The following is a 26,308-nucleotide window of genomic DNA, read 5'->3' as shown; positions in this document are numbered from 1 at the left end:
GACGACGATCCGGCTTGCGGCGGCGGTGACAGTGGCGCCAAGATAGGCGCACCTAACAGGAATAAAAGCATGAAATTCTGCAGCGCGTGCGGCAATCCGGTGATTCAGTGTATTCCCGAGGGCGATACCCGCCTGCGTTTTGTCTGCGATCACTGCAAGGCCATTCATTACCAGAACCCCAATATCGTCGCCGGGGTGCTGCCGATCTGGGGCAGCCAGGTGCTGTTGTGCCGCCGCGCCATCGAACCGCGCCGTGGTTACTGGACCTTGCCGGCCGGTTTCATGGAGAACGGTGAAACCATGGACCAGGCCGCCCGCCGGGAAACCATCGAAGAAGCCTGCGCCCGGGTCGGGACCATGAGCCTGTATCAGCTGTTCGACCTGCCGCACATCAACCAGGTGCACGTGTTCTTTCGCGCCGAACTCGCCGACCTGGACTTCGCCGTCGGCGTCGAGAGCCTGGAAGTGCGGCTTTTCGACGAAAGTGAAATCCCCTGGGACGAGCTGGCTTTCCGCACCGTCAGTCGTACCCTAGAATGCTATTATCGTGACCGCATCGAGCAACGCTTCCCGATTGGCAACGAATGCCTTTCGCCCATGCTCGTCTTGTCACCCAACACCTAGCATTTTCAGGGATATCGTTTCATGCGCTGGTTGCTTGCCCTTTTCTGCCTCAGTGTGGCTTCGATGTCCCAGGCGGGTTTCACCGAAACCATCATTACCCGGCCGGTCGACAAGACCGCGCCTTCGCCACTGCAACCGCAACAGCCGAAGCCTGCGATGATCGACAAGATCCTGGTGATCAAGTCCGAACGCCGCCTGCAGCTCATCAGTGACGGCGCGCCGCTGAAGACCTACCGCATCTCCCTGGGCAAGCAGCCCAAGGGCGCCAAGGTGCAGGAAGGCGACAAGCGCACCCCCGAAGGTTTCTACTGGATCGATTGGCGCAAGCAGAGCGATCGCTACAACCTGGCCATGCATGTGTCCTACCCGAACATCAGCGACGCCGCCCGCGCCCGTCGTGAAGGCGTCCCGCCAGGCGGCATGATCATGATCCACGGCACGCCCCTGAGCGAGGAGTACCCGGAAGAGGTGTTCCACACCCTGGACTGGACCGAAGGCTGCATCGCCATGACCAACCGCGACATGCGCGAGGTGTGGAACATGGTGCCGGACGGCACCATGATCGAAATCCGGCCCTGAGCTCCGTCACCATTTGAGCCTGCGGCTCAGCCTCGAATCATCGGGCTTGAGCCACTGGGCGCTGAGCAGCACCGGGGCCAAGGTTGCGCCGGGTTCGACAGCGCCTTGCAAACGCCCGCGGCGCTGGCGCAGGTCGGCGTCCAGTTCGAACTGATGCTGCCCCTGCAACTGCAACTGCGCCAACAGGTGCATGCCGACCGAGCAATCAACCCGCACCCGGGTGGCGCCCAACGGCACTGACCATGGCGCAACCAGTGCCAGGTTGTGGCCAGCGATCTCACCCTGGCTGCCCTGGCACTGCCGACCGCTACCCTGCACTTCGATCCGGCCTGTCCACTCGCCCGTCAGGCGATAGGACAAAGGCATTGCCAACGTGCGCTGCAACGGCTCGACAGCGGCGGTCCAGTTCCACGGCCAGCCAGCCACCTTGAGCTGCCAGTCCTGCCCCTGAAACCCGAGGTTGACCTGCGCCTGCAAACGCCAGGGCTGCCAGTGCCAGGCAAGCGGCCCCACCTGCCCCAGTCGCTGAGCCTGGCCTTGCCAGAGGCTGCCGGAGACACCCTGGGCGGCCATGGGCGCGAGCAACCAGTTCGCCGGTAACCCGGCCAACACGCTCACCAAGAACACCAGGCTGAACCAGCCGATGCGCTTCATTGTTGCAACTCCAGCTCGAAGGTCATGGCGGACTCAGCCTGCTCCAGTGACCAGCGCAGCGGGCGCAGGCCTTCGCCCTGCACGGCCAGTAACCAGCGCTGCAAACCTTGCTCATCGGCTGCGCGGCCCTTGATCTGCCAGCTGTGATTTTCCGCCAGTACCTGGTTGAGGACGATGCTGTTTGCCTGGGCTGATTGTTGCAGTTGCTCGACACTGAAGCGCGCGTCGACCGGCACGCTGGCCGCCGACCGCGCCAGCGCCTGCCACTGCTGCGCGGCCTGCCAGCGGGCCATGCCTTCGCGCATCACCAGGGTCAGCAGTAACAACGCGACCGTTGCCCAGGCGGCCGGCAGTAACCAGCGGCGCTGTATCCACTCACTCATGACACCGCTCCCAGGTCGAAGACCAGTTGCAATTGATCTTCGCCACCGACGACTTCAACCAGCACACCGACCTGCTTGGCGATGGCCTCCCAGGTCGCGGCCGCAGGCGGCTGATCGCCACGAAGGCGCAGCGTCCAGCGTTGCCCGTCGAAGCCGGTGGCGGTTATGTGCCAGGCAGGCTGCGCTTGCAGCCATTGCTGCAACGCCGCCTGCAGCTGCTCGATCTGGCGCAGGCGCAGTTGGCGATCTTCCTCGGCCTGACGCAGGCGCTTGAGGACCTGGGCGGCCTGCCGCGGTGAAGTGAGCGGCCCGGTCACGGCGACCACCTGCGCCTTGTAGACCTCGCTCTGGCGCCATTGCTGGGTCAGCCACAAGCCACTCCAGAGCAGGCCCAGTAGCGCGCACGCGCCAATCAGTCGCCATTGCCCGGGGGCCATTGGAAGCCGCAGCCGCAGCTCACGTGCCGGGCGCAGGTCAAACAGGCTGGGCAAACGCTCCAGCGCGACCAGTCGGGGTGGCCAGGCACCCTCGAACTGTTCGCGTTGCAGGCCCGGCCAAGGTGCCGGCAGGTTCGGCCCGAGCAAGGTCGGCCAAGCCAGCCAGTGCTGTCGGGACTGTTCGGTTACGCCCTTGAGCAACAACAGATCAGGGCTGCGCTGCCAGCACAGGGCCGTGCCTGCCGGCGTATCCGCCATCAACTGAAACTCGGCCCAGCAACGCTCCACGACTAGCCCCCAGTCCGTACACTGGGCCAACCACTGGCCGAGCAGCGCCTGATCGACGCTGACCAGCTCCAGCTGATTGCCCTGGCGCGACACACAGCCACAACGGATGGACTCGGCGGGCTGCAGCAAACGCTCTTCAAGCAGCAGCGGCCACTCGTCACGCTTGAGCCCCGGTGGCGCCGCAAGCTGGCAATGGCTGCACTGGTTGCCCGGCAGGACCAGCGCCACGCAAGCGCCGTCAGGGCTGGGTGGCGGTCCCTCGCCGGCTTCGCGCCTGCCGTCTGCCAGGCGCAGCCAGCTCCAGGGCGCGTGCCCAAGGCCAGGCCGTAGCAGCAGCCAGTTGCTCGCGCGTGGAGATTGCCAGCGCTCAAGCCATTTCATCAGGGCGCCTCCGGCAGGGCGAAGGTACAGACATAAGGTGCTCCATCACGCTTGAACTCAAGCCGTATGCCGCGATCCGGGGCGGATCGCTCGGCAGAAGGAAAGGCCAGCCAGCGGCCCGAGTGAAAAAAGGAGAAGCTCGGCGCCGCAACCTGATCGAGCTGATCGCGCTCATGCCACTGCGGTTTCCCCACCGCATACAGGTCGGCGGAGGTTTCCAGCAGCAGGCGTTGGCCGCGTGGGTCGTAACTGAGGCGCTGGCGCTGCACGCGTGAACCGCCTTCAGCTTGCGGCCAGGCACTGCGGGCCACCCAGTGCAGTTGCAAGGCGGCGGGTTGCCAGTCCAGCCAATTGATTGCCAGAGGCAGGCGCTGCTCGTAGAGCTGACGCAACACCGTCGAGTCGAAGCGCCGCTCCAGGGCCAGGCAAAAATTCAGTACCGGCGAGGCCTGGGCAGGTTGTTGCAGGCGTTCGCGCACACCCACCCAGGCATTGACCAGCGCTGCCAGCAAGACCCCCAGCACAGCAGTCAGGGCCAGGGCCACCAGCAGTTCGAGCAAGGTCAGGCCCTGCTGACGGCGCTTCATGGGCGCACCAGGAAGATGCGGTACTGGCCAAGGGGGTCGCGCCCGTCACGGTCGGTAAACAGGCGCAACTCGCCACGGCGCAGGTTGCGCACGCCCGTGGACGTCAGTTGCAGCTGCCAATGACAGAGGCCATCGCCCTGCTGCAATTGCCCGCCAACACTGTTGTCCATCGGCCAGTACTGCTCGACGGCAAAACGCGCCTGCAGCTCCCGGGCACAGAACACGCCCAGGCGGTGTTGCTGCACGCTCTGCTGCACCGCCAGGCGCTGGCGCAGCACCTGGCTGGTCATGATGGCCAAGGCTGCGGCAATCCCTAAGGCCACGGTCACCTCCAGCAGGGTGAAACCTCGCTGTGCGCGCCTCACCGCGGTGCCCTGTGCAACTGGCCGGCGCCGTTCCACTGCCAACGCTGGGCCCCCTCCGGCCAATGCCAGTTCAAGGCAGCACTGCGGGCAACACCGGAGGGGGTGAACACCAGGCGTGGCTCGCGGCTGGCTGGCCAGTCGGCTTGCAAAACTGGCGGCCAGTCGCCCAAGGCAACGGGCTCGGTCTGCCAACGCTCATCGATCAGGCGGACAAATTCGGGACGGCTGCCATTCCAGCGCAGGCCACGAATCTCCCCGCCATGCAGCGCCAGCTCCGCCTGCTGGCGACTGGCACTGGCCAGGCGCTCAAGGGCCTGGTGCACCGGCGCCTTGCCGCTGTCGAGCCAGGCAATGCTCAAGGTGCTCATCAGCCCGGCAATCAGCAGCACCACAAGCATTTCCAGCAGGGTAAAACCACGCTCGGCGCGCATGCCTAGAGTTCCCAGTTACCCAGGTCGGCATCGATGCCTTCGCCGCCCTCGACACCATCGGCGCCCAGCGAGTAAATGTCGATGCGCCCGTGCTGGCCGGGGGCACGGTACTGATACGCCGTGCCCCACGGGTCTTGCGGCAGGCGGCGGATGTAACCGTCGGCGCGCCAGGCGCGTGGCAGCGGCTCTAGCGTCGGTTTGCTGACCAACGCCGACAGGCCTTGCTCGGCCGACGGGAAACGCAGGTTGTCGAGGCGGTACATGTCCAGCGCCTGCTCCAGGGTCGACAGGTCGGCCATGACCTTCTGCTTCATGGCCTTGTCCTGGCTGCCGAGCACGCTGGGGGCGACCACGGCGATCAACAGGCCGATGATGAAGATCACCACCATGATTTCCATCAGGGTGAAACCGCGCTGACGCGCGCGTGGGCTGTGCATGGTCTTGCTCCTTTTCAAAGTGTCAGGCCCTGGTTGAGCTGCATGATCGGCAACAGCACGGCGAGGACGATGAACAACACCACCGCGCCCATGACCAGAATCATCAGCGGTTCGAACAGCGCCATGGCGCTGTCCACCTGGCGGGCGAAGCCGCGCTCCTGGTTGTCGGCGACCCGTTCGAGCATGTCCGGTAGCGTGCCGCTGGCCTCGCCACTGGCGACCATGTTCAGCAGCAACGGCGGGAAGTGGCCGCTGGCATCCAGCGCCCGGTGCAGGCTGACCCCGCCCTGCACATCAGTGCTGACCCGTTGCAGGGCCAGGTGAATGCGCCGGTTGTTGACCGTGGCCGTGGCCACTTGCAGGGCTTCGAGCAACGGTACGCCGCTGCCGGCCAGAATCGTCAGGCTGCGCGACAGGCGCGCGCTCTCCAGCACCGCCAGCAGGTTGCCGATCCGTGGCAGGCGCAGCAGCAGGTCGTCGCGGCGCAAACGCCAGTGCGGGCGGCGCAACAGCCAGGCGCCGAGCAGGGCCGCCAGCGCCCCGCCGATCAGCAACCACGGGCCGAGCAGCACCAGCAGGTCGCTGATGCCGATCAGCAGCGAGGTGATCCACGGCAGGCTCTGCCCCGAGTGGGCAAACTGTTCAGTGAGCTTGGGCACCACGAAAGTCATCAGGCCAACCACCACCGCCAGCGACACGCCCATCAGCACACAGGGGTAGATCAGTGCCGTACGTGCCTTGTGCTGCTGGCGCTGGACCTGCTCCAGGTGTTCGGCCAGCCGTTCCAGCACCTGGGCCAGGCGCCCGGAGCGCTCGCCAGCTTCGACCAGCGCGCAATACAAACCGGAAAACAAGCCCCCCTGGCGCGCCAGGCTGCGGGCCAGGCTAAGGCCTTCGGCGAGCGAACCGCGCACCGCCACCAGCAAATTGCGCAAGGCCGGCTCCACCAGTTGCCGCTCCAGGGTCGCCAGGGCATCCACCAGGGGAATGCCGGCGCCGGTCAGGGTCGCCAGTTGCCGGGTCAGTTCACACAACTGGGCGCGGTTGACGCGCTGGCGTCGCGGCTGGGCGTTGCCGGTTTCGTGGCGTTGCAACTGCCGGGTGAACAACCCCTGCTCACGCAATAACTGGCGGGCATGGCGCTCGCTGTCGGCCTGGATACTGGCCTTGTGCGCCCGCCCGCTGAGGTCCACTGCCTGGTAGCGAAAGGTCGGCATGGCTCAGCCCTGCACCGCGCGCAGCACTTCGGCGAGGCTGGTGTCGCCGCGGCGCAGGCACTCGCTGGCCATGCCGGCCAGGCTCTGCCGACGCCCGGCCAGGTGTTCGTGCATGGCCACTTCGCTGGCGCCGTCGTAGAGCAAGGCGATCAAGCCGGCGTCCAGTTCGATGAATTCATAAAGGCCGAGCCGACCACGATAGCCCGAGCCCTGGCACTGCTCGCAACCCACGGCATGAAATGTCTCACTCAACTCGGCCAGCTCCGGCCACAGCTGCCGCTCGGCCGCCTGTAAGGGCTGCGCTCGGGCACACGGGCACAGACGCCGGACCAGACGCTGGGCCATGACCCCGCGCAGGCACGAGGCAATCAGGAACGGCTCGATGCCCATGTCGCGCAGACGCGTCACCGCGCCGACGGCGCTGTTGGTGTGCAGGGTCGAAAGTACCAGGTGGCCGGTAAGGCTGGCCTGCACGGCGATCTGCGCGGTCTCGCGGTCGCGGATCTCGCCGAGCATGATCACGTCCGGGTCCTGGCGCAGGATCGCCCGCAGGCCGGTGGCAAAGGTCAGCCCGGCGCGCGGGTTGATTGCGGTCTGGCCGATACCGGCAATGGCGTATTCGACCGGGTCCTCGACGGTGAGGATATTGCGGCTGCCGTCGTTGAGGCTGTTGAGGCTGGCGTAGAGGGTGGTGGTTTTACCCGAGCCGGTCGGCCCGGTGCTCAGGACGATGCCATTGGGCCGCGCCAGGCAAGCGCGCAAGCCCTGCTCCACGGCCTGCGGCATACCGAGGTTGGCCAGCGCCAGCAAGCTGGCCTGCTTGTCGAGCACACGCATCACCACCCGCTCGCCATGGATGCCCGGCAGGGTCGACACCCGCACGTCCACTTCACGCCCAGCCGAGCGCAGGGTGATACGGCCATCCTGGGGCTGGCGCTTCTCGGCGATGTCCAGCCGGGCCATGACCTTGATCCGCGACACCAGCATCGCCGACAGCGCTCGCGGTGGGCGCAGCACTTCGCGCAAATGACCGTCGACGCGCAGGCGCACCACCAGGCTCTGCTCGAAGGTCTCGATATGAATGTCCGATGCCTGCAAGCGCAGGGCCTGGGCAAACAGGCCATTGATCAGGCGGATTACCGGCGCTTCGTCATCGCTTTCGAGCAGGTCTTCAATGCGCGGCATTTCGCTCATCAGGCCGTCGAGGTCGACCTGCTCGCCGATGCCTTCGATCAGCGCTGCGGTGGCGCCTTCGCCGGCCTGGTACAGCTGCCCCAGCTGGCTGTCGAAACTGGCGCTGTCCAGGTGGCAGACCTGATCCGGTTGGCCCTGTACGCGCAGCAGTTCCTGCAATTGATCGCTATCGGCATCACTGCGCAGCCACAAGCTCCAGCCAGTCGCCGAAGGCGCCACGGCAAGGCCGGCCTGGCGGGCCAGGCGATAGGGCAACAGTTCCATCACCAGACACCCTCATCCAGGCGCTGGCGGCTGGCCGGGAAGGCCTGCAACAGCTTGCCGTCGTCACTGATGGCCGGCAGCTTGAGGGCGGTGTCCTGTTGCAGGTTGCGGTACTTCTCGGTGCTCAGGCTGGCCAGGCTCGGGCCGTCACGCAGGATCCGCGGGCGAATGAACACCATCAGGTTCTGTTTCACGCCCTGGTGCCCGGAGGAGCTGAACAGCCGCCCCAGCCAGGGAATATCGCCGAGCAACGGCACCTTCTGTTTGCTCGACGTGACCTCGTCACTGATCAGGCCGCCGAGGATCACCAGGCCGTTGTCCTCGACCATGACCTTGGTCTTGATCTCGCGCTTGTTGGTAATCACGTCGCTGGCCGAGGCATTGTCGGCAATCGAGGAGACCTCCTGGACAATATCCAGGCGCACGGTGTTGTCGATGTTGATCTGTGGCTTGATGCGCAGCTTGACCCCGACCTCCTTGCGCTCAATGGTTTGGTAGGGGTTGGTGTTGTCCTGGGTCACGGAGCCGGTGACGAAGGGCACCTCCTGGCCAACCAGGATCGAAGCCTCGGCGTTGTCCAGGGTCAGCAAGGTGGGGGTCGACAGCAGGTTGAAACCGCTTTTGCTTTTCAGCGCGTTGACCAGCACGGCGAAGTTGAAGCCGCCGCCGAAGTTGCCAAAGCCTGCGGTCAGGCCGTTGGTCCCGGACAGCAGCTTGCCCAGTGCGGCATTGTCCTTGGCTGCGGCGGCGCCCGCGATGGCGGCGATACTCGCGCCGCCGGTGCCGAAATTGACCGTGCCGGCGCCGAAGTGCTCATCGGCGAACAGCCACTGCACGCCCAGCTCTTCGGCGCGTGAATCCGAGACTTCGGCAATGATCGCCTCGACCACCACCTGCGCCCGGCGCACATCCAGTTGCTCGACGATGTTGCGATAGGCCGCCAGCTCACTGTCGGGGCCGACCATGACCACGGCGTTGGTGCCTTCTTCGTACTCCAGGCGGATACCCGAGCTGCTCACTGGCGGCAGCGCCTTGTCATCCTTGCCACCTTCGCCCGTTCCGGCTGGCAGGCTGTCCTGGCTGAGGCTACGCAGCACCTTGACCACTTCGCTGGCGTTGGCGTGACGCAGGTAGATCACCTGGGTGTTGGAACTGCGCAGGTTATCGCCGGGGCGATCCAGTTGCGCGAGCAAGGCCCGCACCCGCTCACGGCTGTCGGCACTGCCGCGCACCAGCAAGGCATTGCTGCGCGGATCGGCCACCACCTGGGCGCTGTCGGCGCCCTGCTCGCGGGCCAGCAACTGGCTGATCAACTTGCTGGTGTCGTTGGCGCTGGCATGTTGCAGCGGCATCACCTGCATCGGTTCGTCACTGACCTGGTCGAGCTGCAGCAACAGGCTGTCGATGCGCTCCAGGTTGCTGCGCCAGTCGGTGATCACCAACAGGTTGGCCGCCGGATACGGAGTGATCACCCCAACCCGTGGATCGATCAGCGGCTTGAGAATCCCCAGCAGTTGCTCGCTGGCGGCATTGCGCACATTGAACACCCGGGTGGCGACACCGTCGCTGCCTTGCGCCGATTTGCCCGCGCGCTCCACCGGTACCGGCTCAAGCCGTGCAGCCTGGTCGGGGACGATCTTGACGCTGCCGTTGGGCAGGTCGACGGCGGCAAAACCCTGGGCCCGCAGCTGGGCCAGGAAGATGTCGTAGATCGCTTCGCTGTCGTGACGATCGACGGTGCGCACAGTGACCTTGCCCTTGACCCGCGGATCGACGATGAAGGTGGTGCCGGTGATCTGCGAAACACTGTCGATGAACTCGCTCAGTTCGGTGTCGACGAAATTGACTTCGTACAACGGCGTCTCGTTGTCATCCAGCGCCACCGGCTCTTCGGCCCATGCCAGGTTGAGGCCCAGGCTCAGCACGCTGGCCAGGCAGAGTCTTGCGATCATCATTCATCCTTGGCGCTTGAAGCCGGTCACGGCGGGCCGTGGCGGCCAGGGCAGGCGTTCGCGCCGCCCCTGGTTGTCGAAAATCAGGCCCTGGTCGTCGATGCTCTCAAGGACGATGCCCGGGGCCAGGCGCTGGCCACGGCGCACGGTGCGCGTGGCCTGGCCGTAACGCAGCACCACTACGGTGGCGCTCAGCGGCACGGCCCTGAGGCCGCCCAGGTACTGCAGCGGTAAACGGGTCAGCGGCACGCCGCCGCTGTCGGCCTCGGCCTGCCAGTGGCCGAGCATCAGGCCCGGCAATGGCGTAGCGTCCTGTACCTGGGCCACTGCCGGCACAGGTGCCCGGCTGAGCTGCAGCACGCACTGGGCGGCGAGCCAGGCGGCCAGGGTCAGCAGTGCGCCGCTGAACAGGCGCGAGACGCTGATCACGCGTTCAACTCACGCGGATGCCAGCCGGGATGGCCCTGGACATAGCGCAGCTGCGGCAATTGCAATGCCGACAGTTGCCAGTCGGCTGGCTGTTTCGACAGCCAGGCTTCGACCCGTTGCCACAGTGGCTCGCCGCTGCTGGAGGCGTACTGCAGGCCGAAGGTGCGGCACTGTCCTTGCACTTCGCTGAAACCGGACACGCGCTTGCCGCTCGGGCTGTAGCTGAGCTGCCAGGGCTGGCCCAGCCAGCGCGGCAGGTCCTGGCTGTTGTCGAGTAACAGCGGGTCGCCAAACAGTTGCTCGGCGGCGTTTTCCAATACCTGTTCGACTTGCCGGGCGGGCGCTTCGACCACCGGCGCCGGGTAGCTGCCGGTCAGGCTGATCAGGTGTTCGCGAGTGATGGCCTGGCCGGCGGCCAGGGGGCTGTCGTAACGCAGGCCTGGCAACAGCACCGGGTAGTCGCTGTCGGCCGACAGCGCTTGATGCAGCACGCGGTCCCAACTGCCGCCACGCGTATCGCGGCGCCACAGTGCCTGCGGTGCCCGGGCCAGGGGTTGATCGAGCCAGGCGGCGTGACCGGCGCGTTGCTGCGCCAACAGCCCACGCAACTGCGCCGCACGGGCCTGGGCGGTGGGCGTCAGGCTGCTGTCGAAAGCTGGGTGAAAGTGAGCGCTGAACTGCCATTGCCCGCCAGCGCGTTGGCAGCGGACTTGAAAGGCGCCGCTGGCCCGGCTGCCGGCAAACAGCACTGGCACCCGCTTGCCACTGGCTTGCAGCACGCTGACCGGTTCGGGCCAGAAGTCCTGGCCACGGGCGCAGAGCAACAGGTCGGCGTCGCTCAAACGCTCGGCCAGCCACAAGCCCGGGCCGGTGCCGACATCGGCCAGGGCGATCACCAGTTCGGCTTGGCCGCGGGCCTGCTCGAAGGCCGGCAACAGCGATTGGTACCACTGTTTGAGCGAGGCTTTCTGGTCCTGGGCATAGGGGTCGGTGATGCCGACCACTGCAACCCGTACCCCGCCACGGCGAATGACCGTCAACGGCGTAACACCCAGCGCAGCGGACTGCTCCGGGGCAAGACCTGCGCCCAGCACAGCCTACCCATATTGCCGATAAAGCCCGCTGCAACGCTGCGGCCAGAGCACCCGCTCATCGCTGCTGACGCGCACGTCGCTGGCCAGCAATTGGCTGCCTTCAACACCACTGCCACCCTGGGTCAGGTAGGCCAGGCCACTGCCGTTCCAGCCCTGGCCGTTCTCCAGGGTCAGGCAGTTCCCGGCCCCGGCGGTTTGGCGCAGTTGCTCCAGCACAGCCGCCAGCACCGCATAGCCACCGGTGCGCACGCCATCGGCCAGGTTGGCATCGAGCAGCGGGTTGAGTTCGGCTCGCGCCTGGCGGGCGCTGGCGCCGGTCATCCAGGGTGCCTGGCCCAGGTGGGTCACCGGCCCCAGGCGCGTGGCCGGGACCACCGGTTTGCCCGCCTGGCGGGCGTCGAGGGTGTCGGCGAAATACAGCACATCCAGCCAAGCATCGTTGCCGGTCGACGTCCCGCCCAGACCCGCACAGGCCGTGAGCAGCGGCGCCGCAGCGCCAACGCCAATCCAGTTCAACACTTCCCGTCTGTGCATGTTCAGCCTGTCCCGTCGCCTTCGCGCTTGTTGGTTGTCGGGCCGGGATATTGGGGCGCCTGGATTACAGTTTGATGGCAGTTAATCGACAGCCCAGGCAAAACCTCAGGCAAATCAGGTGGTAACGATTTATTTCTTCAACGCCTTTTAACAAAACTGCCAATCAATCATCACACTTGCTCACTAAAGTCCCGGTTTCTTTCACGCCGCATCATTGAACAAAAGGAACTGAACTGATGAGTCGAGACACCGGCGACAACCTGAACCGCAACCCAAGTGGCAACCTGCCCATGGACAGCGTTCTGGAGTCTTACCTGAGCCGCCGCAGCGTGGTACGCGGTGGCCTGGGCGCCGCGATCGCGATGATTGCCGGGACTGGCCTGACGGGCTGCTTTGACAGCAGTGATTCGGATGACGACGATCCGGTGGTCGAGCCGCCAACCCCGCCGAAACTGAAACTGGGCTTTACCTCCATCCCCGGCTCGCGCACTGACGCCTGCGTGGTCGCCGCCGGTTACACCGCCTATGTCCTGGCGCCCTGGGGCACACCGCTGAACACCAGCGCCAACCCGTGGAAAGCCGACGGCAGCAACACCGCCGCCGACCAGGCCAACTCGGTGGGCATGCACCATGACGGCATGCATTTCTTCCCCATCAACGGCAGCTCCGAAGACGGTCTGCTGGCGATCAACCACGAGTACATCGACGCCGACGCCCTGCACCCCAACGGCCCGACCAGCGACGGCAGCGGCAAGCGTCCGGTCGAGGAAGTACGCAAGGAGATCAACGCCCACGGCGCCGGGGTGATCCGCCTGAAGAAAGTCAGCGGCCGCTGGCAGGTGGTCGACAATGACCCACTGAACCGCCGCTTCACTACCGCCACGGTGATGAACATCGCCGGCCCCCTGCGCGGCAGCGACCACGTCAAGACGCGCTTCTCGAAGAGCGGCACCCAGGCCCGCGGCACCAACAACAACTGCGGCAACGGCTACACCCCGTGGGGCACCTACCTGACCTGCGAAGAGAACTGGCCGGGGATTTTCGTCAACACCAGCACCCCCCTGCCGGCCGACCAGAAGCGCATCGGCGTAAGCACCAAGGCCGGTAACTACAAGTGGGAAAGCGTGGCGGGCGATCCGACCGAAGTGGATGGCGAATTCAGCCGCTTCAACGTCACCCCGAGCGGCGCCAGCGCCACCGACGACTTCCGTAACGAGGCCAGCACCTACGGCTACATTGTCGAGATCGACCCGTACAACGCCAGCACCCTGGCGGTGAAACGCACGGCGCTCGGCCGTTTCCGCCATGAAGGCTGCTGCCCGGGCCTGCCGGTAGTGGGCAAGCCGCTGGTCTGGTACATGGGCGACGACTCGAACAACGAATATTTGTACAAGTTCGTCTCCACCGCGCTGTGGGAAGCGGCCGATGCCACCCCGGCCGACCGCCTGGCCACCGGCAACAAGTACATGGACCAGGGCAAGCTGTATGTCGCCCGCTTCAATGCCGACGGCTCAGGGGTGTGGTTGCTGCTCGACGTCAACACCCCGACCAGCAGCGGCAAGACCCTGGGTTCGATCTACGGCGACCTGCCGGGCATTATCCTCAACACCCGCGGCGCTGCCGACGCGCTGGGCGCAACGCCGATGGACCGCCCGGAATGGACCACGGTCAACCCGCTCAATGGCGACGTCTACCTGACCCTGACCAACAACAGCGCGCGCACCGCCGCCAAGGTCGATGCCGCCAACCCGCGCGGGCCGAACCGCCATGGTCATATCATCCGCTGGCACGACAGCGACAATCACCTGAGTTTCACCTGGGACATCTTCGTGTTTGGTGCCAACGCCGCCGGTACCGCCGACATCAACCGCTCGGGCCTGACCGAACTCAACCAGTTCGCCAGCCCCGACGGCATGAGTTTCGATAGCCGCGGCATCCTCTGGTTCCAGACCGACAACGGCGAAAAAACCCTGACCGACTACACCAACGACCAGATGCTGGCGGTGATCCCTACCGACCTGGTGAATGCCGCTGGCAAGCAGGTCCCGGTCAACGCCCAGAACCAGGTCGACCTGCGTCGCTTCTTCGTCGGCCCCAACGGCTGCGAAGTCACCGGCATTGCCTTCACGCCGGACAACAAGTCGATCTTCGTCAACATCCAGCACCCGGACAACTGGCCGTCCACCGATGTTGCCACCACCGTTACCCCGGCCGGCACCAAGGTGCGCCCACGGGCATCGACCGTGGTGATCCAGCGTGCCGATGGCGGTGAGATCGGCGTGTAACTCCAGAGCGGGTAACCTAAGCGCAGCGCAGCGCAGCCCTTACCAAGGCTGCGCTGTACGGCTGATCACCTGCACCTGCTGGGCCGGCACCAGCGCGTGCCATTGCACGATCCCTCGTGCCCGCAGCTGAAACTCGCTGCGCATCTTCTGCCCGTCCTGTTCGAACTCCAGTTGCAAGGCAAAGTCACCGCTGTTAAGCAACAAGCCTTCGCTCAACCGCGCGAATGTTGCGTCGTCCATCGCCCCCAGTGCCTGGCGCAACGCCCCTGCATCGTGATAACCGCCAGCAGGCCGGCCAGTGATAATCCGGGTCAGCAGCGAACGCGACACCTCGCCTTCGTACAGCGCTTCAAGCAATGGCAACTGCTCCAGACTCAAGGCATTGGCGTTAAGGCGCCAGCCGCTGGTCTGAGGCAAGACGCACAACTGCGGATAGCGTTGCTGCCGGCTGGCATCGGGCTCAAGCAAAAGGTTCAGTTCACTCATGTCGACCATCATCTGGTTGGCCGCCAGGCGCGCAGGTGACTGGCGCAGGTACTGGTCGCTCTCGGCGCCGCTGAGTCGGGCTTGGCCGTCGCTGTCGATCCAGTCGGCCAGGGCATCGGTCAAGCGTTGCGCGGCCATGTCATCGCCAAGCAGGTAGCGCAATTGCCGCGCGGCACGTTCGCTCTCTTCGCCAATCAGCGCGTTGACGTTGAAGCAGCTGTGCAGGTCGCGGATGCGCAAGGCCGCCGAACCGCCGGCAAAGGCATAAGACAACGGCTGCCCGCGCAGCGCTTGCCAGAACAGCGGGCTGGCGCGCCAGGCCGGGTCTTTCAGCGCCTGCTCGGCAAAGGCCAGGCCGGCGGTTTCCATGGCCCTGGCCTGCACCCGTTGCTGCACCAGGCGCACGCTGTCGATCTGCTGACGGCCGTCCTGCACCAGCCAGGTCAGGCCGCCTGCGAGCATCGCCAGCACCACCAGCACCATCAACAGCGCCGCCCCTTGTTGCCGCTTCGCACTCATGAACTGCACATCCCGAACCAATGAGCCGTCAGTCAACACAACGGATGTTGCAGGCACATGGCAAATACATCTGCACGTCACTTTTGCGTCACAAAGCGCAGGCAGGATAAGGCCTTCTTTTTCATGAGCTTGGAGCGTTTTTCATGGGTGGTATCGGGATCTGGCAGTTGCTCATCGTTTTGGTGATCGTCTTCATGCTGTTCGGCACCAAGCGCCTCAAGGGCCTGGGTGCGGACGTCGGTGATGCGATCCAGGGTTTTCGCAAATCCATGGGCAACGGCCCGGCCACGGACGAAGCCGTAAGCCCGGTCAAACCCCAGGCGCCGCTGCAGGCAGACAGCGTGCAGCACACGGAACGCCAGCGCTGATGTTCGAAGTCGGTTTTACCGAGCTGCTGCTGGTGGGCATCGTCGCTTTACTGGTGCTCGGCCCCGAGCGCCTGCCGACGGCGGCGCGCACCCTGGGCCGCGGCCTGGGCCAGGCCAAGCGCACCATGGCCGCGATCAAGGCCCAGGTCGACCGCGAACTGGACACCCAGGCCTTGAGCCAGGAACTCGATGCCGTGGCGTTGCAGCGCCTTGAGCAGGACCTGCGCCGCGGCGTCAGCCTGCAGCCGGACCACAGCCCAACCAGCGGAAACCCCTGATGAACACAGCAAGCCAAGACCCGGGCATGCCGCTCACCGCTCACCTGCGCGAACTGCGCAGGCGCCTGGTGCGCTGCCTGCTGGCCATCGCCGTGGTATTCCTCGGCCTGTTCCCGTTTGCCCAGACCCTGTATACCCAGGTCTCGGAACCGCTGCGCCATTACCTGCCCGAAGGCGCGAGCATGATCGCCACCAGCGTCACCTCGCCGTTTCTCGCGCCGTTCAAACTGACTCTGATGGCGGCGCTGTTCGTGGCCATGCCGGTGCTGTTGCACCAGGCCTGGAGCTTCATTGCCCCGGCGATGTACCGCCAGGAACGGCGCATCGCCCTGCCGTTGCTGGTGTCGAGCATCGTGCTGTTCTACTCGGGCATGGCCTTCGCCTTCTTCGTGGTCTTCCCGATGATGTTCGGCTTCTTTGCCAGCGTCACCCCGGATGGCGTGGCGATGATGACCGACATCGGCCTGTACCTGGACTTCATCCTCGCCCTGTTCCTGGCCTTCGGCCTGGCGTTCGAAATCCCGGTGGCGACCTTCATCATCGTCTGGGCCGGGGTCACCGACGTCGGTACCCTGCGCAAAAGCCGCCCCTATGTGATCGTCGGTTGTTTCGTGGTTGGCATGCTGCTGACCCCGCCGGATGTGTTCTCGCAAACCCTATTGGCGGTGCCGATGTGGATATTGTTTGAAGTCGGATTACTGGCCTGTGCTGCGGTCGAGCGCAAGGGCAACCAGGAAATCGCCTGCAACAACTGACAAGTGGTATTGACGTGGTATTCAAGTGGTATTAAATTTTTAATACCACTCGCCACCTGAAGCCACCGCCATGCCTCCGTTGACCGCCCTGCGCCCCGACGACACCCTGGCCACCCCGCTTTACCTTCAGTTGGCGCGCAATCTGGAACAGGCCATCCACGCCGGGCAGTGGAAAGCCGAACAGGCCCTGCCTTCGGAAAGAAGCCTCAGCGAAGCCCTGGACATCTCCCGGGTTACCGCGCGCAAGGCCCTGGAAGTGCTGCTCGAACAAGGCTTGATCCGCCGCATCCAGGGCTCTGGTACGTTCATCACCCCGCGCCTGGAACAACCGCTCTCACGCCTGTCGAGCTTCAGCGAAATGCTCCGCCTGAAGGGCTTTACCCCAAGCTCGCAGTGGCTGGAGCGCAGCGTCGACGCGCCGTCGGCCGATGAGCTGGTGCGCCTGGGCCTGTCGCCCAACGAACAGGTGGTACACCTCAAGCGCCTGCGCAAGGCCGATGACATCGTCATGGCCGTCGAATACAGCACCCTGCCCGCGCACTTGCTGGGCAACCCGGAAGCTATCGGCGATTCGCTGTACCAGTACCTCGACCAGATCGGCAAGCCGGTGGTGCGCGCCCTGCAACACATTCGCGCGATCAATGCCAGCGCCGAGCTGGCGGCGCGGGTCGGCATCGAGCCCGGCACCGCCATGCTGCTGATGACCCGGGTCGGCTACCTCGACGACAACACCCCCATCGAACTGACCGACACCTACTGCCGGGACGACTACTACGACTTTGTCGCCGAGCTGCGACGCTAGCGGAGCCCCCATGAGCGAACACAACATACTCACCCCGACGGGCTGGGTACGCGGACGCCTGTTGCTGCGTGACGGCCGCGTCGCCGCCATCGACGGCCAGCCGTGCGACCCGCAGAGCAACGATCTGCCCTACCTGCTGCCGGGTTTCATCGACTTGCACGTGCACGGCGGCGGTGGCAGCGACATCATGGAAGGCGCCGCGGCGTTCGCCACCATCGCCCGTACCCACGTGCGCTTCGGCACCACGTCGTTGCTGGCCACCACCATGACCGCGCCGAAGGAAGAGCTGACCCAGGTGCTCGCGGCCCTCGGTGAGTACGTTCGCCAGCCGCGCAGCGACGGCGCCCGGGTCCTCGGCGTGCATCTGGAAGGCCCGTACATCAACCCCGGCAAACTCGGCGCGCAGCCGAACTTCGCTCACCTGGGGCTGCTCGAAGAGGTCGACGCCTATATGGCCCTGGCTCCGATCAAGGTCATCACCATCGCCCCGGAAGTCGCCGGCCACCTGCCGTTGATCCGCACCTTGAGCGAACGCGGCGTGCGCCTGCAGATCGGCCACACCCTGGGCAGCTACGAAGAAGGCGTGGCGGCCCTGGAAGCCGGCGCCACCAGTTTTACCCACCTGTATAACGCCATGAGCCCGCTGCACCACCGCGAACCAGGCATCGTCGGCGCAGCCCTGGCTCACGCACGCTTTGCCGAGCTGATTCCCGACCTGCTGCATGTGCACCCCGGCGCCATCCGTGTGGCCCTGCGCTCGATCCCCTGCCTGTACTGCGTAACCGACTCCACCGCCGCCGCGGGCATGCCCGATGGCGAGTACAAGCTTGGCAGCCACACCGTGACCAAATGCCTGGGCGGCGTGCGCTTGCCCGACGGCACCCTGGCCGGCAGCACCCTGACCATGGACCAGGCCCTGCGCAACCTGGTGAAGATCGGCCTGCCCCTGGCCGAAGCCTCCCAGCGCCTGTCGCAGTTTCCCGCCGACTACCTCGGCCTGCAAGCGCGCGGGCGCCTGCAGCCCGGTAGCTGGGCCGACGCCGTGACCCTGGATCGCAACCTCAACCTGATCGGCGTAATGGTCGAAGGAGAACACCTTGAGCTCTAAGATGCTTGCCGAAGCCCTGGCCTCTGCCACCGTTGTGCAGACCCAGTTGCAGCGCTGCGACGCGCGTATTGCCAGCGTCGCCGAACAGCTGCGTAGCCTCGCGCCGCAGGTAGCCCTGACGGTCGCCCGTGGCAGCTCGGACCACGCCGCCAGTTACTTTGCCTACCTGACCATGCAGCAGCTTGGCCTGCCGGTGGCCTCGCTGCCGATGTCGGTGGTGACCCTGCAGAACTCGCCCCTGCAGGTGCGCGGCCAAGTGGCCCTGGGCTTCTCCCAGTCGGGCCAGAGCCCGGACCTGGTCAACAGCCTGCGCACCCTGCGCGAGCGCGGCGCCACCACCCTGGCGCTGGTTAACGCCGAGGACTCACCACTAGAGCATGCCTGCCAGTACCACCTGCCGCTGTGTGCCGGCCCCGAGTTGAGCGTTGCCGCGACCAAGAGCTTTATCGCCACCCTCAGCGCCAGCGCCCGTCTGATCGCCCACTGGCAGCAAGACCCGGCGCTGCTCGAAGCCGGCCTCGCCCTGCCCGGGCAACTGCGTGAAGCGGCAGAACAGGACTGGAGCCTGGCCATCGAGCAACTGCGCGATTGCCAGCGGCTGATGGTCATCGGCCGGGGCGCCGGGTTTGCCGTCGCCCAGGAAGCAGCACTCAAGTTCAAGGAAACCTCGGCAATCCAGGCCGAAGCCTTCAGCAGCGCCGAAGTGCGTCACGGCCCGATGGCACTGATCGATGCCCATTACCCGTTGCTGGTATTGGCGCCTCGTGGCGTGGAGCAGGCGGGCCTGTTGCAACTGGCCGAAGACATGCGCCAGCGCGGCGCCACGGTGCTGCTGGCGGCGCCGGCGGACGTCCCCCGGCGCAACCTGACCTTGAGCAGCGCCGCCCACCCGGGCCTTGATCCGTTGCTGGCGATCCAGAGCTTCTATGTCATGGCTGCAGGCCTGGCCGAGGCACGTGGCATGGACCCGGATCAGCCCCGTCACTTGAGCAAAGTGACCCGAACTCACTGAGGCACCGAGGACCTTGCGTATGCCCAACAACAAGAACATCACCCTCCATGCCCCCCTCGAAGGCCCGCTGTTGCCACTGGACCAGGTGCCCGACCCGGTGTTCGCTGGCGGCACCCTGGGCAACGGCATCGCCATCGACCCGCTCAACGACTGCTTGCAGGCCCCCTGCGCCGGCACCGTCATCCACCTGGCGAAAACCCTGCACGCGCTGACCCTACGTGCCGACAACGGCGCCGAGATCCTTATGCACATCGGCCTTGATACCGTGCAGTTGCAGGGCCGCGGCTTCGAAGCGCTGGTGGCCAATGGCGAGCGCGTCGAACGGGCTCAGCCGCTGATTCGTTTTGACCTGGACCTGGTCGCACAACACTGCACCAGCCTGATCACCGTCATAATCCTGAGCAATAGCAGCGAATACCGATTGCTGCCGCGCACGACCCGTTCGGTGGCCCTGGGTGCGCCATTGCTGGATGTCATTCCCAACGCTGGCGTCGGCGCAGTCAAAGCTGCCAGCGCAGGTGAGACAGTGCGCGGTAGCACCAAGGTAGCCCATCACGGCGGCCTGCATGCGCGCCCTGCAGCATTACTGCGCCAGACCGCCCAAGGTTTCGCCAGCCACGCCGAACTGCACTTCAACGGCCAGGTCGCCGCGCTCAACAGCCTGGTGGCGATCATGGGACTGGGGGTGGGTGAGCAGGATGAAGTCGAAATCGTCTGCAGCGGTGCCGACAGTACGCCAGCCTTGCACGCCTTGTTGGCGGCAGTCGCCACAGCGACCGTCGGTGAACAGCATGCCGGCCCTGCCGTCAGCGTCCAGGCCAAACCCGTCGCCAACCTGGAGCCCGGCATTCTCAATGGTGTATGCGCATCACCTGGCCTGGCCAGCGGTCCGTTGGCGCGCCTGGATGCCATTCGCCTGCCGCACGACTCCGGCGGCCATCAACCCGGCCCGCAGCATCAAGCCCTGAACGCCGCGCTAGCCAGCGTCAAGGCCGCCATTGAAGCTGACCTGCAGCACCTGCAACAGGGCGATGCCGCGGCCATCTTCGAAGCGCACCTGGCACTGCTCGACGATCCGTCGCTGATCGACGCCGCGCGCCAGTGCATCGACCAGGGCAGCGCCGCCAGCCACGCCTGGAGCCAGGCCATCGACACCCAGTGCGCAATCCTCAAGGCACTCGACAAGCCGCTGCTGGCCGAGCGCGCCAACGACCTGCAGGATTTGCAGCAACGGGTATTGCGCGCCCTGCTCGGCGAAACCCGCGAGCTCGAGTTGCCACCCTCGGCGATTGTCGTCGCCCATGAACTGACGCCCTCGGACCTGCTGCTGCTCGACAAGCACGCGGTAGCCGGGCTGTGCATGGTCGCCGGGGGCGCCACTTCGCACGTTGCCATCCTCGCCCGCGCCCGTGGCCTGCCGTGCCTGGTTGCCCTGGGCCCGGAGCTGCTGAACCTGCAAGCCGGCCAGGTTCTGGTGGTGGACGGCGAGCAGGCCCGACTGGAAACCGCACCGGATGCCGAACGCCTGGCCGAAGTCGCGCAGCTTCGCCAGCACCAGCAGCAACGCCGCCAACAGCAACAAGCCGCCGCCCAGGGCAGCGCCCAGACCCGTGACGGGCGCCTGATCGAAGTCGCCGCCAATGTCGCCTCGGCGGCCGAAGCTGCCCAGGCCCTGAGCCTGGGCGCTGACGGCGTCGGCCTGTTACGCACCGAGTTCCTCTTCGTCGACCGTCACACCGCCCCGGATGAACAAGAGCAGCGCGGCGCCTATCAGGCCGTGCTGGATGCCATGGGCGATCGTCCGGTAATCATCCGTACCATCGATGTCGGCGGCGACAAGCAACTGGACTACTTGCCCCTGCCCCACGAAACCAACCCAGTGCTCGGTCTGCGCGGCATTCGCCTGGGCCAAGTGCGCCCCGAACTGCTCGACCTGCAATTGCGTGCCCTGCTGCAGGTCAGCCCGCAGCGCCGCTGCCGGATCATGCTGCCGATGGTCAGCGAGGTCGATGAGCTGCTGGAAATCCGCCAGCGCCTGGACCACCTGACCAGCGAACTGGGCATCAACCAGCGCGCCGAACTTGGGGTGATGATCGAAGTTCCGGCCGCCGCCCTGCTCGCCGAGCGCCTGGCCGAACACGCCGATTTTTTCTCGATCGGCACCAACGACCTGTCCCAATACACCCTGGCCATGGACCGTGACCACGCGGGCCTGGCCGCCCGCGTCGACGCCCTGCACCCGGCGCTGCTGCGCCTGATTGACCTGACCTGCCAGGGCGCCGCCCGCCATGGCCGCTGGGTCGGGGTGTGCGGCGCCCTGGCCTCCGAGCCGCTGGCCACCGCAGTGCTGGTTGGCCTCGGGGTCAGCGAGCTGTCGGTCAGCGCCCCGCAGGTCGGCGAGATCAAGGAGCGCGTGCGCCAGCTCGACAGCAGCGAATGCCGCACCTTCAGCCAGCAGCTGCTGGGCCTGTCCAGCGCCCGCGCCGTGCGCCAGGCCTGCCGCGATTTCGCCGCACGCCCGCTACACCACCGCCACTCCCCACTTAGCACAGAACAATAACCGGAGAGCACCATGTACCAGCACTTCATCCAGGGCCTGCAACGGCTCGGCCGCGCCCTCATGTTGCCCATCGCCATCCTGCCGATTGCCGGCCTGCTGCTGCGCCTGGGCGATACCGACCTGTTGAACATCGCCCTGATCCACGATGCCGGCAACGCGATCTTCGCCAACCTGGCGCTGATTTTCGCCATCGGCATCGCCGTCGGCTTTGCCCGCGACAACAACGGTACGGCGGGCCTGGCCGGAGCCATCGGTTACCTGGTACTGGTCTCGACTCTCAAGGTCATCGACCCGCACATCGACATGGGCATGCTCGCCGGGATTATCGTAGGACTGCTGGGTGGTGCGCTGTACAACCGTTTCAAGGACATCAAACTGCCCGAGTACCTGGCCTTCTTCGGTGGCCGGCGTTTCGTGCCGATTGCCACCGGCTTGTCGGCGGTGGGCCTGGGCCTGCTGTTCGGTTTGATCTGGCCGCATGTGCAGGATGGCATCAATAGCCTGGGCAAGCTGATGCTCGACAGCGGCAGCATCGGCGCGTTCTTCTTCGGCGTGCTCAACCGCCTGCTGATCGTCACTGGCCTGCACCATATCCTCAACAACCTGGTGTGGTTCGTGTTCGGCAGCTTCCAGGGCGCCAACGGCTTGGTTGTAACCGGTGACCTGACCCGCTACTTCGCCGGCGATCCGCAAGCCGGGCAGTTCATGGCCGGGATGTTCCCGATGATGATCTTCGGCCTGCCTGCCGCTTGCCTGGCCATGTACCGTCATGCCCTGCCGGGGCGGCGCAAACTGATTGGCGGCATCCTCCTGTCGATGGCCCTGACCTCGGCCCTGACCGGCGTTACCGAGCCGATCGAATTCGCCTTCATGTTCCTCGCGCCCTTGCTGTTCCTGATCCATGCCGTGCTCACCGGGCTGTCCATGGCCCTGTGCGACCTGCTCAATATCCGTCTGGGCTTTACCTTCTCCGGTGGCGCCATCGACATGGCCCTGGGCTGGGGCCGCTCGACCAACGGCTGGATGGTGCTCCCGGTAGGGCTTTTGTATGCGCTGGTGTACTACTTCGTTTTCGACTTCTGTATCCGCCACTTCAACCTGAAAACCCCGGGCCGCGAAGACCAGCCCAGCGAAGAAGCTCCAGTCCAGGACGCTAGCGCACCACGCGGCACGCGCTACATCGATGCCCTCGGCGGTGCCGGCAACCTGCTGTCGGTGGACGCCTGCACCACGCGCCTGCGCCTGCTGCTCAAGGACCGTGGCCTGGCCCAGGACGGCGTGCTGAAAACCCTCGGCGCCATGGCCGTGGTGCGTCCGGGTTCAGGTGGCAGCCTGCAGGTAGTGGTCGGGCCGCTGGCCGACACCATTGCCGACGAGATCCGCAACCAGTTGCCCCATGCCCTGGCGAATGTCGTCGAGCAACCGCAGGTGAAAGCCGAGGCGAGCGAAAGCATGGCTGCTGAAGACTGGCTGAGTGCATTGGGTGGCAAGGACAACTTGTTGAAAGTGGATTGCGTGGCTCTGACCCGGGTGCGGGTCGAGCTCAAGGATGCGCGCAAGGTGGTGCGCGAGCGCCTGCTGGCGTTGGGGTGCCAGGGGGTCAGTCCGCTGGCGGACGGGACCTGGCATTTGCTGCTGGGCAAGCGTGCTGCTGCCTTGAGCCAGGCGTTGCAGGGCTGAAAAGCATCGCGGGGCAAGACGGTGCTAACCGGTGACGGCCCGCTGCGGCTGGGTATTCCCCGAGACCGGGATGGCAGGCCGTTATCGGCCCACCCACACAAAATCTGACAGCCCCAGCGGGAGGCGTTGCCCGCTCCAACAGGAGCGTGAGCGCTAGCATGCTGGGGGCTCCATCCTCGATGAGCCCCCGCCATGACCTCTTCACCCGCGACCCTGACAACCACCTTCGCGCTGGATCGACTGACCGAAATTGCCGAGTCGCTTTCACCGCAAGCCTTGCGCTCGATGCTCGCCCCGGTATTCGGAGACGACCTGCCAGAGACCTGCTACCAAAGATTGCACGACGCACTGCGCGACGGCGCGCTGGCCAGCCCTGACCACCAGATCGGCCCACAGGCGTTAGGCAAAGCCAGCTACGACAATGCCACCCGCATCATCCACCTGCACCCCGAGGTGATCGAGAACGCGCTGCGACAACCGCAGGCCGCCTGCGAGCTGGCCACCATCCTGCTGCACGAGTTCGGCCACCACCTGGACAACGTCCTGCGCCAGGACTTCGCACCTCGCCTGGCCGATGGCCGTGCCAGCGTCGCCGAAGACGCCCAGGGCGAAGAGGGTGCCCGCTTTGCCTACCTGTTCTGCAACGTCGCGCCCCTCGAGCCGGGCAAGCTGACAGTCGCCAGGCTGTGCGCGGGTGTTCGAGATACCCACTTGCAGGTGGACCACCCTGCGCTACGACGCTTCATCCGCCTGAGCCAGGGCGAGGATGCCCAACGCGCCGATAGCCACAACGCCCGCCACGAAGGCTTTTCTGCGGGGGGCGGTGACAAGCGGCATCCCGAGCGGTCCTGGGGCCACGGGTCGATCGAGGAGGATCTCAAGTACGCAGGCTTCAACGAACAGCAACGCAAGGCGATCTACTTTGGCAACTGGTTGCGCGACTATTCGCAGTTGCTCGACCCCAAGCTGGTCCGCGCACCCGACGCGCCGAAAGACTTCCCCGCCAAGTTTTCAAGGGAGGTCCTGACACAGCTCGTCGACCTGCTGGCGCTGAAGACCTTCCCCAGCCTGCAAGGCACACCGCAGGAGCGCAGCCACTATGTGGTCACCCCGCAGATGCTTGGGGTGTATCGGCCGAGCGAACACATCGACAACCCCTACAACCCTAGCGCATCGACCTTCGACCCACGCACCATCGACCCGGATTTCGAAGCGCCGGTCGCCCACGACGACCCGCTGCTTCAGGTCGACCCGAAAACCTCCATGAAGCGCCACATCTTCACCTCGGTCGACTACATGTGCGAGCGCCTGCGCGATGCCATGGCAACGGGCCCCACCCCCAAAGGCCTGCGCGAGTTTGGCGCGGCCCTGCACGTGCTGGAGGATTACTTCGCTCACTCCAACTACGCCGAACTCAGCCTGCGCAAACAGGGGCACAAGGCGGTGTTGCCATGGACCGGGAAAACCGATTGCAGGCACGCTTGGCCCGTCGTCACGGGCATGTTCGCCGGCACCGACGTGATCGCCAGCCTGGCCGAGCCGATGGCGAAGGTGTTGTTCAAGACTTCCGGCAGTTTCGAGAGCATCACACCCGGGCAGCGCGCGGACTCGGAGCTCGCCCTGCTGATCCTGCTACGCGACCATCCCGACCCGAAGTGGCAGGCGTATCTGCAGACGTCTCTGGAAGTGCGCGACGCCCTGGCGGACATTCCCGGGTTCAATGGGCTGAGGCGGGTCTCCTGGATCAGCAGCTCGCCCATTCGCCATACGCAGGACCTGATGAAGATGGGCTACCAGGCCGTCCTCAACCTGATCGGCAACACCGTCGACGACCTGCAAACCCTGCGTAAAGACAACCCCAATACATCCGGTTCGACCAACCCGACCCATTCCCAGCTCGCCAAGGACCATGACGTCCACCCCTTGCATACCCTGGCCAGTCTGATGGCGCGCGTTGCGGTACGGAACGTGGGCCTTGCCATGTACAAGCACTGGGAAGGCGGGCGGCTCCTCGACCCGGTAAAGGTCGCACGCAGTTACTTCACCCACCCCAACGACAGCGACTGGCAGGACGAACTGGTCAGCGTATGGGCAAGCGAGCACAGCGCAGAGATAAAGCGGGCCGGCAAAGCCTCCGTGTTCGACACGCCGCACGGGCATGAGCACCCGGACATCGACACCAGCGTCTGGGAGCGCATCCGTGGGTTGTTCAGATAAGCGCCTGTAAAAACGACAAGCCCCGGCAGGAGGCTGCCGGGGCTTGTCGTTTTGTAGCAGCGAGGCGTCAAGGCCCTCAGAAGTCAGCCAGCGGCCAGACCTCGTACGCCGGGGTCTCGTAGGGGTGGCTCTGCTTCAATGCAGTGACGACCTGCCCAACCAGCCCATCGGCCACTACCAGTTCGACCTTCCACTCCTCCACCACCTCGACCTGGCCGGCCTGCCCGAGAAACGGCTGGCTGCCGTCCAGCGGGCGGAACTGGCCCTGGCCCAGCACCTGCCAGGCGCAGCAGTCATAGTCGCCGATGCGCCCGCCGCCGGCGGCGAACACTGCGGCCTTGACCACCTCCACATGGCTTGGCGGGACGAAGAAGGCGAGCTTGTACAC

The 26,308-nt window shown here is 65.6% G+C and carries 25 protein-coding genes and 1 pseudogene; 12 read left to right on the top strand and 14 right to left on the bottom strand.

Going from position 1 to position 26,308, the window contains the following annotated elements:
• Nucleotides 1-69: 69 nt before the first annotated feature.
• Together BV82_RS06080 and BV82_RS06075 are read left to right on the top strand one after the other, a co-directional pair.
• On the top strand, nucleotides 70-624 hold the full coding sequence (locus tag BV82_RS06080; RefSeq protein WP_036994022.1) for an NUDIX hydrolase: 555 nt from the start codon (nucleotides 70-72) through the stop codon (nucleotides 622-624).
• Nucleotides 625-645: 21 nt separating this feature from the next.
• Nucleotides 646-1,203 (top strand): L,D-transpeptidase family protein, encoded by a 558-nt coding sequence (locus BV82_RS06075; protein ID WP_010220259.1) that lies wholly within the window; start codon nucleotides 646-648, stop codon nucleotides 1,201-1,203.
• Between the two features lie 6 nt (nucleotides 1,204-1,209).
• Here the strand turns inward: BV82_RS06075 and gspN are convergent, their stop codons facing one another.
• From gspN to BV82_RS06015, 12 genes and pseudogenes are all read right to left on the bottom strand, one after another.
• On the bottom strand, nucleotides 1,210-1,857 hold the full coding sequence (gene gspN, locus BV82_RS06070; protein WP_051636698.1) for a type II secretion system protein N: 648 nt from the start codon (nucleotides 1,855-1,857) through the stop codon (nucleotides 1,210-1,212).
• Nucleotides 1,854-2,240, bottom strand: coding sequence for a type II secretion system protein GspM (gene gspM, locus BV82_RS06065; RefSeq protein ID WP_010220261.1), 387 nt, complete (start codon nucleotides 2,238-2,240; stop codon nucleotides 1,854-1,856). Before gspM ends, gspN begins: the two co-directional genes overlap by 4 nt.
• Nucleotides 2,237-3,346 (bottom strand): GspL/Epsl periplasmic domain-containing protein, encoded by a 1,110-nt coding sequence (locus BV82_RS06060; protein ID WP_036994021.1) that lies wholly within the window; start codon nucleotides 3,344-3,346, stop codon nucleotides 2,237-2,239. Before BV82_RS06060 ends, gspM begins: the two co-directional genes overlap by 4 nt.
• A complete protein-coding gene (locus BV82_RS06055) occupies nucleotides 3,346-3,933 on the bottom strand; it encodes a prepilin-type N-terminal cleavage/methylation domain-containing protein (protein ID WP_036994020.1) in 588 nt (195 codons plus the stop codon). The genes BV82_RS06060 and BV82_RS06055 overlap by 1 nt, the downstream gene beginning before the upstream one ends.
• Nucleotides 3,930-4,298, bottom strand: coding sequence for a type II secretion system protein GspI (locus BV82_RS06050; protein WP_036994019.1), 369 nt, complete (start codon nucleotides 4,296-4,298; stop codon nucleotides 3,930-3,932). Before BV82_RS06050 ends, BV82_RS06055 begins: the two co-directional genes overlap by 4 nt.
• The gene (locus BV82_RS06045) at nucleotides 4,295-4,729 is read right to left on the bottom strand and encodes a prepilin-type N-terminal cleavage/methylation domain-containing protein (protein ID WP_036994018.1); all 435 of its coding nucleotides are present in this window, start codon (nucleotides 4,727-4,729) and stop codon (nucleotides 4,295-4,297) included. Before BV82_RS06045 ends, BV82_RS06050 begins: the two co-directional genes overlap by 4 nt.
• Nucleotides 4,730-4,731: 2 nt before the next feature.
• Entirely contained in the window at nucleotides 4,732-5,166 is a 435-nt protein-coding gene (gene gspG / locus BV82_RS06040; protein WP_010220266.1) for a type II secretion system major pseudopilin GspG, read from the bottom strand.
• Between the two features lie 14 nt (nucleotides 5,167-5,180).
• On the bottom strand, nucleotides 5,181-6,383 hold the full coding sequence (gspF, locus tag BV82_RS06035; protein WP_036994016.1) for a type II secretion system inner membrane protein GspF: 1,203 nt from the start codon (nucleotides 6,381-6,383) through the stop codon (nucleotides 5,181-5,183).
• Between the two features lie 3 nt (nucleotides 6,384-6,386).
• Nucleotides 6,387-7,835, bottom strand: coding sequence for a GspE/PulE family protein (locus tag BV82_RS06030; protein WP_081839621.1), 1,449 nt, complete (start codon nucleotides 7,833-7,835; stop codon nucleotides 6,387-6,389).
• A 5-nt stretch (nucleotides 7,836-7,840) separates the two neighbouring features.
• A complete protein-coding gene (gene gspD, locus BV82_RS06025) occupies nucleotides 7,841-9,793 on the bottom strand; it encodes a type II secretion system secretin GspD (protein ID WP_036994279.1) in 1,953 nt (650 codons plus the stop codon).
• Nucleotides 9,794-9,796: 3 nt separating this feature from the next.
• Nucleotides 9,797-10,222, bottom strand: coding sequence for a pilus assembly protein PilZ (locus BV82_RS06020; protein ID WP_010220271.1), 426 nt, complete (start codon nucleotides 10,220-10,222; stop codon nucleotides 9,797-9,799).
• Nucleotides 10,219-11,850 (bottom strand): annotated as a pseudogene (locus BV82_RS06015) (bifunctional UDP-sugar hydrolase/5'-nucleotidase). The gene BV82_RS06020 and the pseudogene BV82_RS06015 overlap by 4 nt, the downstream one beginning before the upstream one ends.
• Before the next feature lie 236 nt (nucleotides 11,851-12,086).
• Here BV82_RS06015 and BV82_RS06010 point away from each other — a divergent pair.
• Nucleotides 12,087-14,135 carry a PhoX family protein gene (locus BV82_RS06010; protein ID WP_036994012.1) on the top strand — a complete coding sequence of 683 codons (2,049 nt, stop codon included), beginning with the start codon at nucleotides 12,087-12,089 and terminating at the stop codon, nucleotides 14,133-14,135.
• A 39-nt stretch (nucleotides 14,136-14,174) separates the two neighbouring features.
• Here the strand turns inward: BV82_RS06010 and gspK are convergent, their stop codons facing one another.
• A complete protein-coding gene (gene gspK / locus BV82_RS06005) occupies nucleotides 14,175-15,140 on the bottom strand; it encodes a type II secretion system minor pseudopilin GspK (RefSeq protein ID WP_010220275.1) in 966 nt (321 codons plus the stop codon).
• Between the two features lie 143 nt (nucleotides 15,141-15,283).
• Between gspK and tatA the strand changes: the two genes are divergently transcribed.
• The 9 genes from tatA to BV82_RS05960 all read left to right on the top strand — a co-directional run bounded on the left by tatA (nucleotide 15,284) and on the right by BV82_RS05960 (nucleotide 25,920).
• Nucleotides 15,284-15,508: a twin-arginine translocase TatA/TatE family subunit gene (gene tatA / locus BV82_RS06000; RefSeq protein WP_010220276.1), complete on the top strand. Its 225-nt coding sequence runs from the start codon at nucleotides 15,284-15,286 to the stop codon at nucleotides 15,506-15,508.
• On the top strand, nucleotides 15,508-15,786 hold the full coding sequence (tatB, locus tag BV82_RS05995) for a Sec-independent protein translocase protein TatB (protein ID WP_036994011.1): 279 nt from the start codon (nucleotides 15,508-15,510) through the stop codon (nucleotides 15,784-15,786). Before tatA ends, tatB begins: the two co-directional genes overlap by 1 nt.
• Complete coding sequence (gene tatC, locus BV82_RS05990; protein ID WP_036994009.1) at nucleotides 15,786-16,541, top strand: twin-arginine translocase subunit TatC; 756 nt, start codon at nucleotides 15,786-15,788, stop codon at nucleotides 16,539-16,541. The genes tatB and tatC overlap by 1 nt, the downstream gene beginning before the upstream one ends.
• A 70-nt stretch (nucleotides 16,542-16,611) precedes the next feature.
• Complete coding sequence (locus BV82_RS05985) at nucleotides 16,612-17,343, top strand: GntR family transcriptional regulator (RefSeq protein ID WP_010220279.1); 732 nt, start codon at nucleotides 16,612-16,614, stop codon at nucleotides 17,341-17,343.
• A 10-nt stretch (nucleotides 17,344-17,353) separates the two neighbouring features.
• Nucleotides 17,354-18,451: an N-acetylglucosamine-6-phosphate deacetylase gene (gene nagA / locus BV82_RS05980; protein WP_036994008.1), complete on the top strand. Its 1,098-nt coding sequence runs from the start codon at nucleotides 17,354-17,356 to the stop codon at nucleotides 18,449-18,451.
• Entirely contained in the window at nucleotides 18,441-19,463 is a 1,023-nt protein-coding gene (locus tag BV82_RS05975; RefSeq protein ID WP_103143272.1) for an SIS domain-containing protein, read from the top strand. The genes nagA and BV82_RS05975 overlap by 11 nt, the downstream gene beginning before the upstream one ends.
• Nucleotides 19,464-19,482: 19 nt before the next feature.
• A complete protein-coding gene (gene ptsP, locus BV82_RS05970) occupies nucleotides 19,483-22,023 on the top strand; it encodes a phosphoenolpyruvate--protein phosphotransferase (RefSeq protein WP_036994004.1) in 2,541 nt (846 codons plus the stop codon).
• Nucleotides 22,024-22,035: 12 nt separating this feature from the next.
• Nucleotides 22,036-23,703: an N-acetylglucosamine-specific PTS transporter subunit IIBC gene (nagE, locus tag BV82_RS05965; protein ID WP_036994003.1), complete on the top strand. Its 1,668-nt coding sequence runs from the start codon at nucleotides 22,036-22,038 to the stop codon at nucleotides 23,701-23,703.
• Between the two features lie 192 nt (nucleotides 23,704-23,895).
• Nucleotides 23,896-25,920, top strand: a complete 2,025-nt coding sequence (locus tag BV82_RS05960) for an HET-C-related protein (RefSeq protein ID WP_036994002.1) — start codon at nucleotides 23,896-23,898, stop codon at nucleotides 25,918-25,920.
• A gap of 76 nt (nucleotides 25,921-25,996) precedes the next feature.
• Here BV82_RS05960 and BV82_RS05955 read toward each other — a convergent pair whose 3' ends face one another.
• A complete protein-coding gene (locus tag BV82_RS05955; protein ID WP_010220285.1) occupies nucleotides 25,997-26,308 on the bottom strand; it encodes a YqfO family protein in 312 nt (103 codons plus the stop codon).

Source organism: Pseudomonas donghuensis, from assembly GCF_000696345.2.
In the GTDB taxonomy this organism is placed as follows: Bacteria; Pseudomonadota; Gammaproteobacteria; order Pseudomonadales; family Pseudomonadaceae; genus Aquipseudomonas; species Aquipseudomonas donghuensis.
This window is presented reverse-complemented; position numbering and strand designations above follow the sequence as displayed.

Coding starts and splice junctions, on each gene's coding strand:
- BV82_RS05985 (WP_010220279.1), top strand. CDS start 16,612: ATGCCTCCGTTGACCGCCCTGCGCCCCGACGACACCCTGGCCACCCCG.
- gspM (WP_010220261.1), bottom strand. CDS start 2,240: ATGAGTGAGTGGATACAGCGCCGCTGGTTACTGCCGGCCGCCTGGGCA.
- tatA (WP_010220276.1), top strand. CDS start 15,284: ATGGGTGGTATCGGGATCTGGCAGTTGCTCATCGTTTTGGTGATCGTC.
- gspK (WP_010220275.1), bottom strand. CDS start 15,140: ATGAGTGCGAAGCGGCAACAAGGGGCGGCGCTGTTGATGGTGCTGGTG.
- BV82_RS05960 (WP_036994002.1), top strand. CDS start 23,896: ATGACCTCTTCACCCGCGACCCTGACAACCACCTTCGCGCTGGATCGA.
- nagA (WP_036994008.1), top strand. CDS start 17,354: ATGAGCGAACACAACATACTCACCCCGACGGGCTGGGTACGCGGACGC.
- BV82_RS06045 (WP_036994018.1), bottom strand. CDS start 4,729: ATGCGCGCCGAGCGTGGTTTTACCCTGCTGGAAATGCTTGTGGTGCTG.
- BV82_RS06075 (WP_010220259.1), top strand. CDS start 646: ATGCGCTGGTTGCTTGCCCTTTTCTGCCTCAGTGTGGCTTCGATGTCC.
- BV82_RS06055 (WP_036994020.1), bottom strand. CDS start 3,933: ATGAAGCGCCGTCAGCAGGGCCTGACCTTGCTCGAACTGCTGGTGGCC.
- tatB (WP_036994011.1), top strand. CDS start 15,508: ATGTTCGAAGTCGGTTTTACCGAGCTGCTGCTGGTGGGCATCGTCGCT.
- BV82_RS06010 (WP_036994012.1), top strand. CDS start 12,087: ATGAGTCGAGACACCGGCGACAACCTGAACCGCAACCCAAGTGGCAAC.
- gspF (WP_036994016.1), bottom strand. CDS start 6,383: ATGCCGACCTTTCGCTACCAGGCAGTGGACCTCAGCGGGCGGGCGCAC.
- gspN (WP_051636698.1), bottom strand. CDS start 1,857: ATGAAGCGCATCGGCTGGTTCAGCCTGGTGTTCTTGGTGAGCGTGTTG.
- tatC (WP_036994009.1), top strand. CDS start 15,786: ATGAACACAGCAAGCCAAGACCCGGGCATGCCGCTCACCGCTCACCTG.
- BV82_RS06080 (WP_036994022.1), top strand. CDS start 70: ATGAAATTCTGCAGCGCGTGCGGCAATCCGGTGATTCAGTGTATTCCC.
- gspG (WP_010220266.1), bottom strand. CDS start 5,166: ATGCACAGCCCACGCGCGCGTCAGCGCGGTTTCACCCTGATGGAAATC.
- ptsP (WP_036994004.1), top strand. CDS start 19,483: ATGCCCAACAACAAGAACATCACCCTCCATGCCCCCCTCGAAGGCCCG.
- BV82_RS06060 (WP_036994021.1), bottom strand. CDS start 3,346: ATGAAATGGCTTGAGCGCTGGCAATCTCCACGCGCGAGCAACTGGCTG.
- nagE (WP_036994003.1), top strand. CDS start 22,036: ATGTACCAGCACTTCATCCAGGGCCTGCAACGGCTCGGCCGCGCCCTC.
- gspD (WP_036994279.1), bottom strand. CDS start 9,793: ATGATCGCAAGACTCTGCCTGGCCAGCGTGCTGAGCCTGGGCCTCAAC.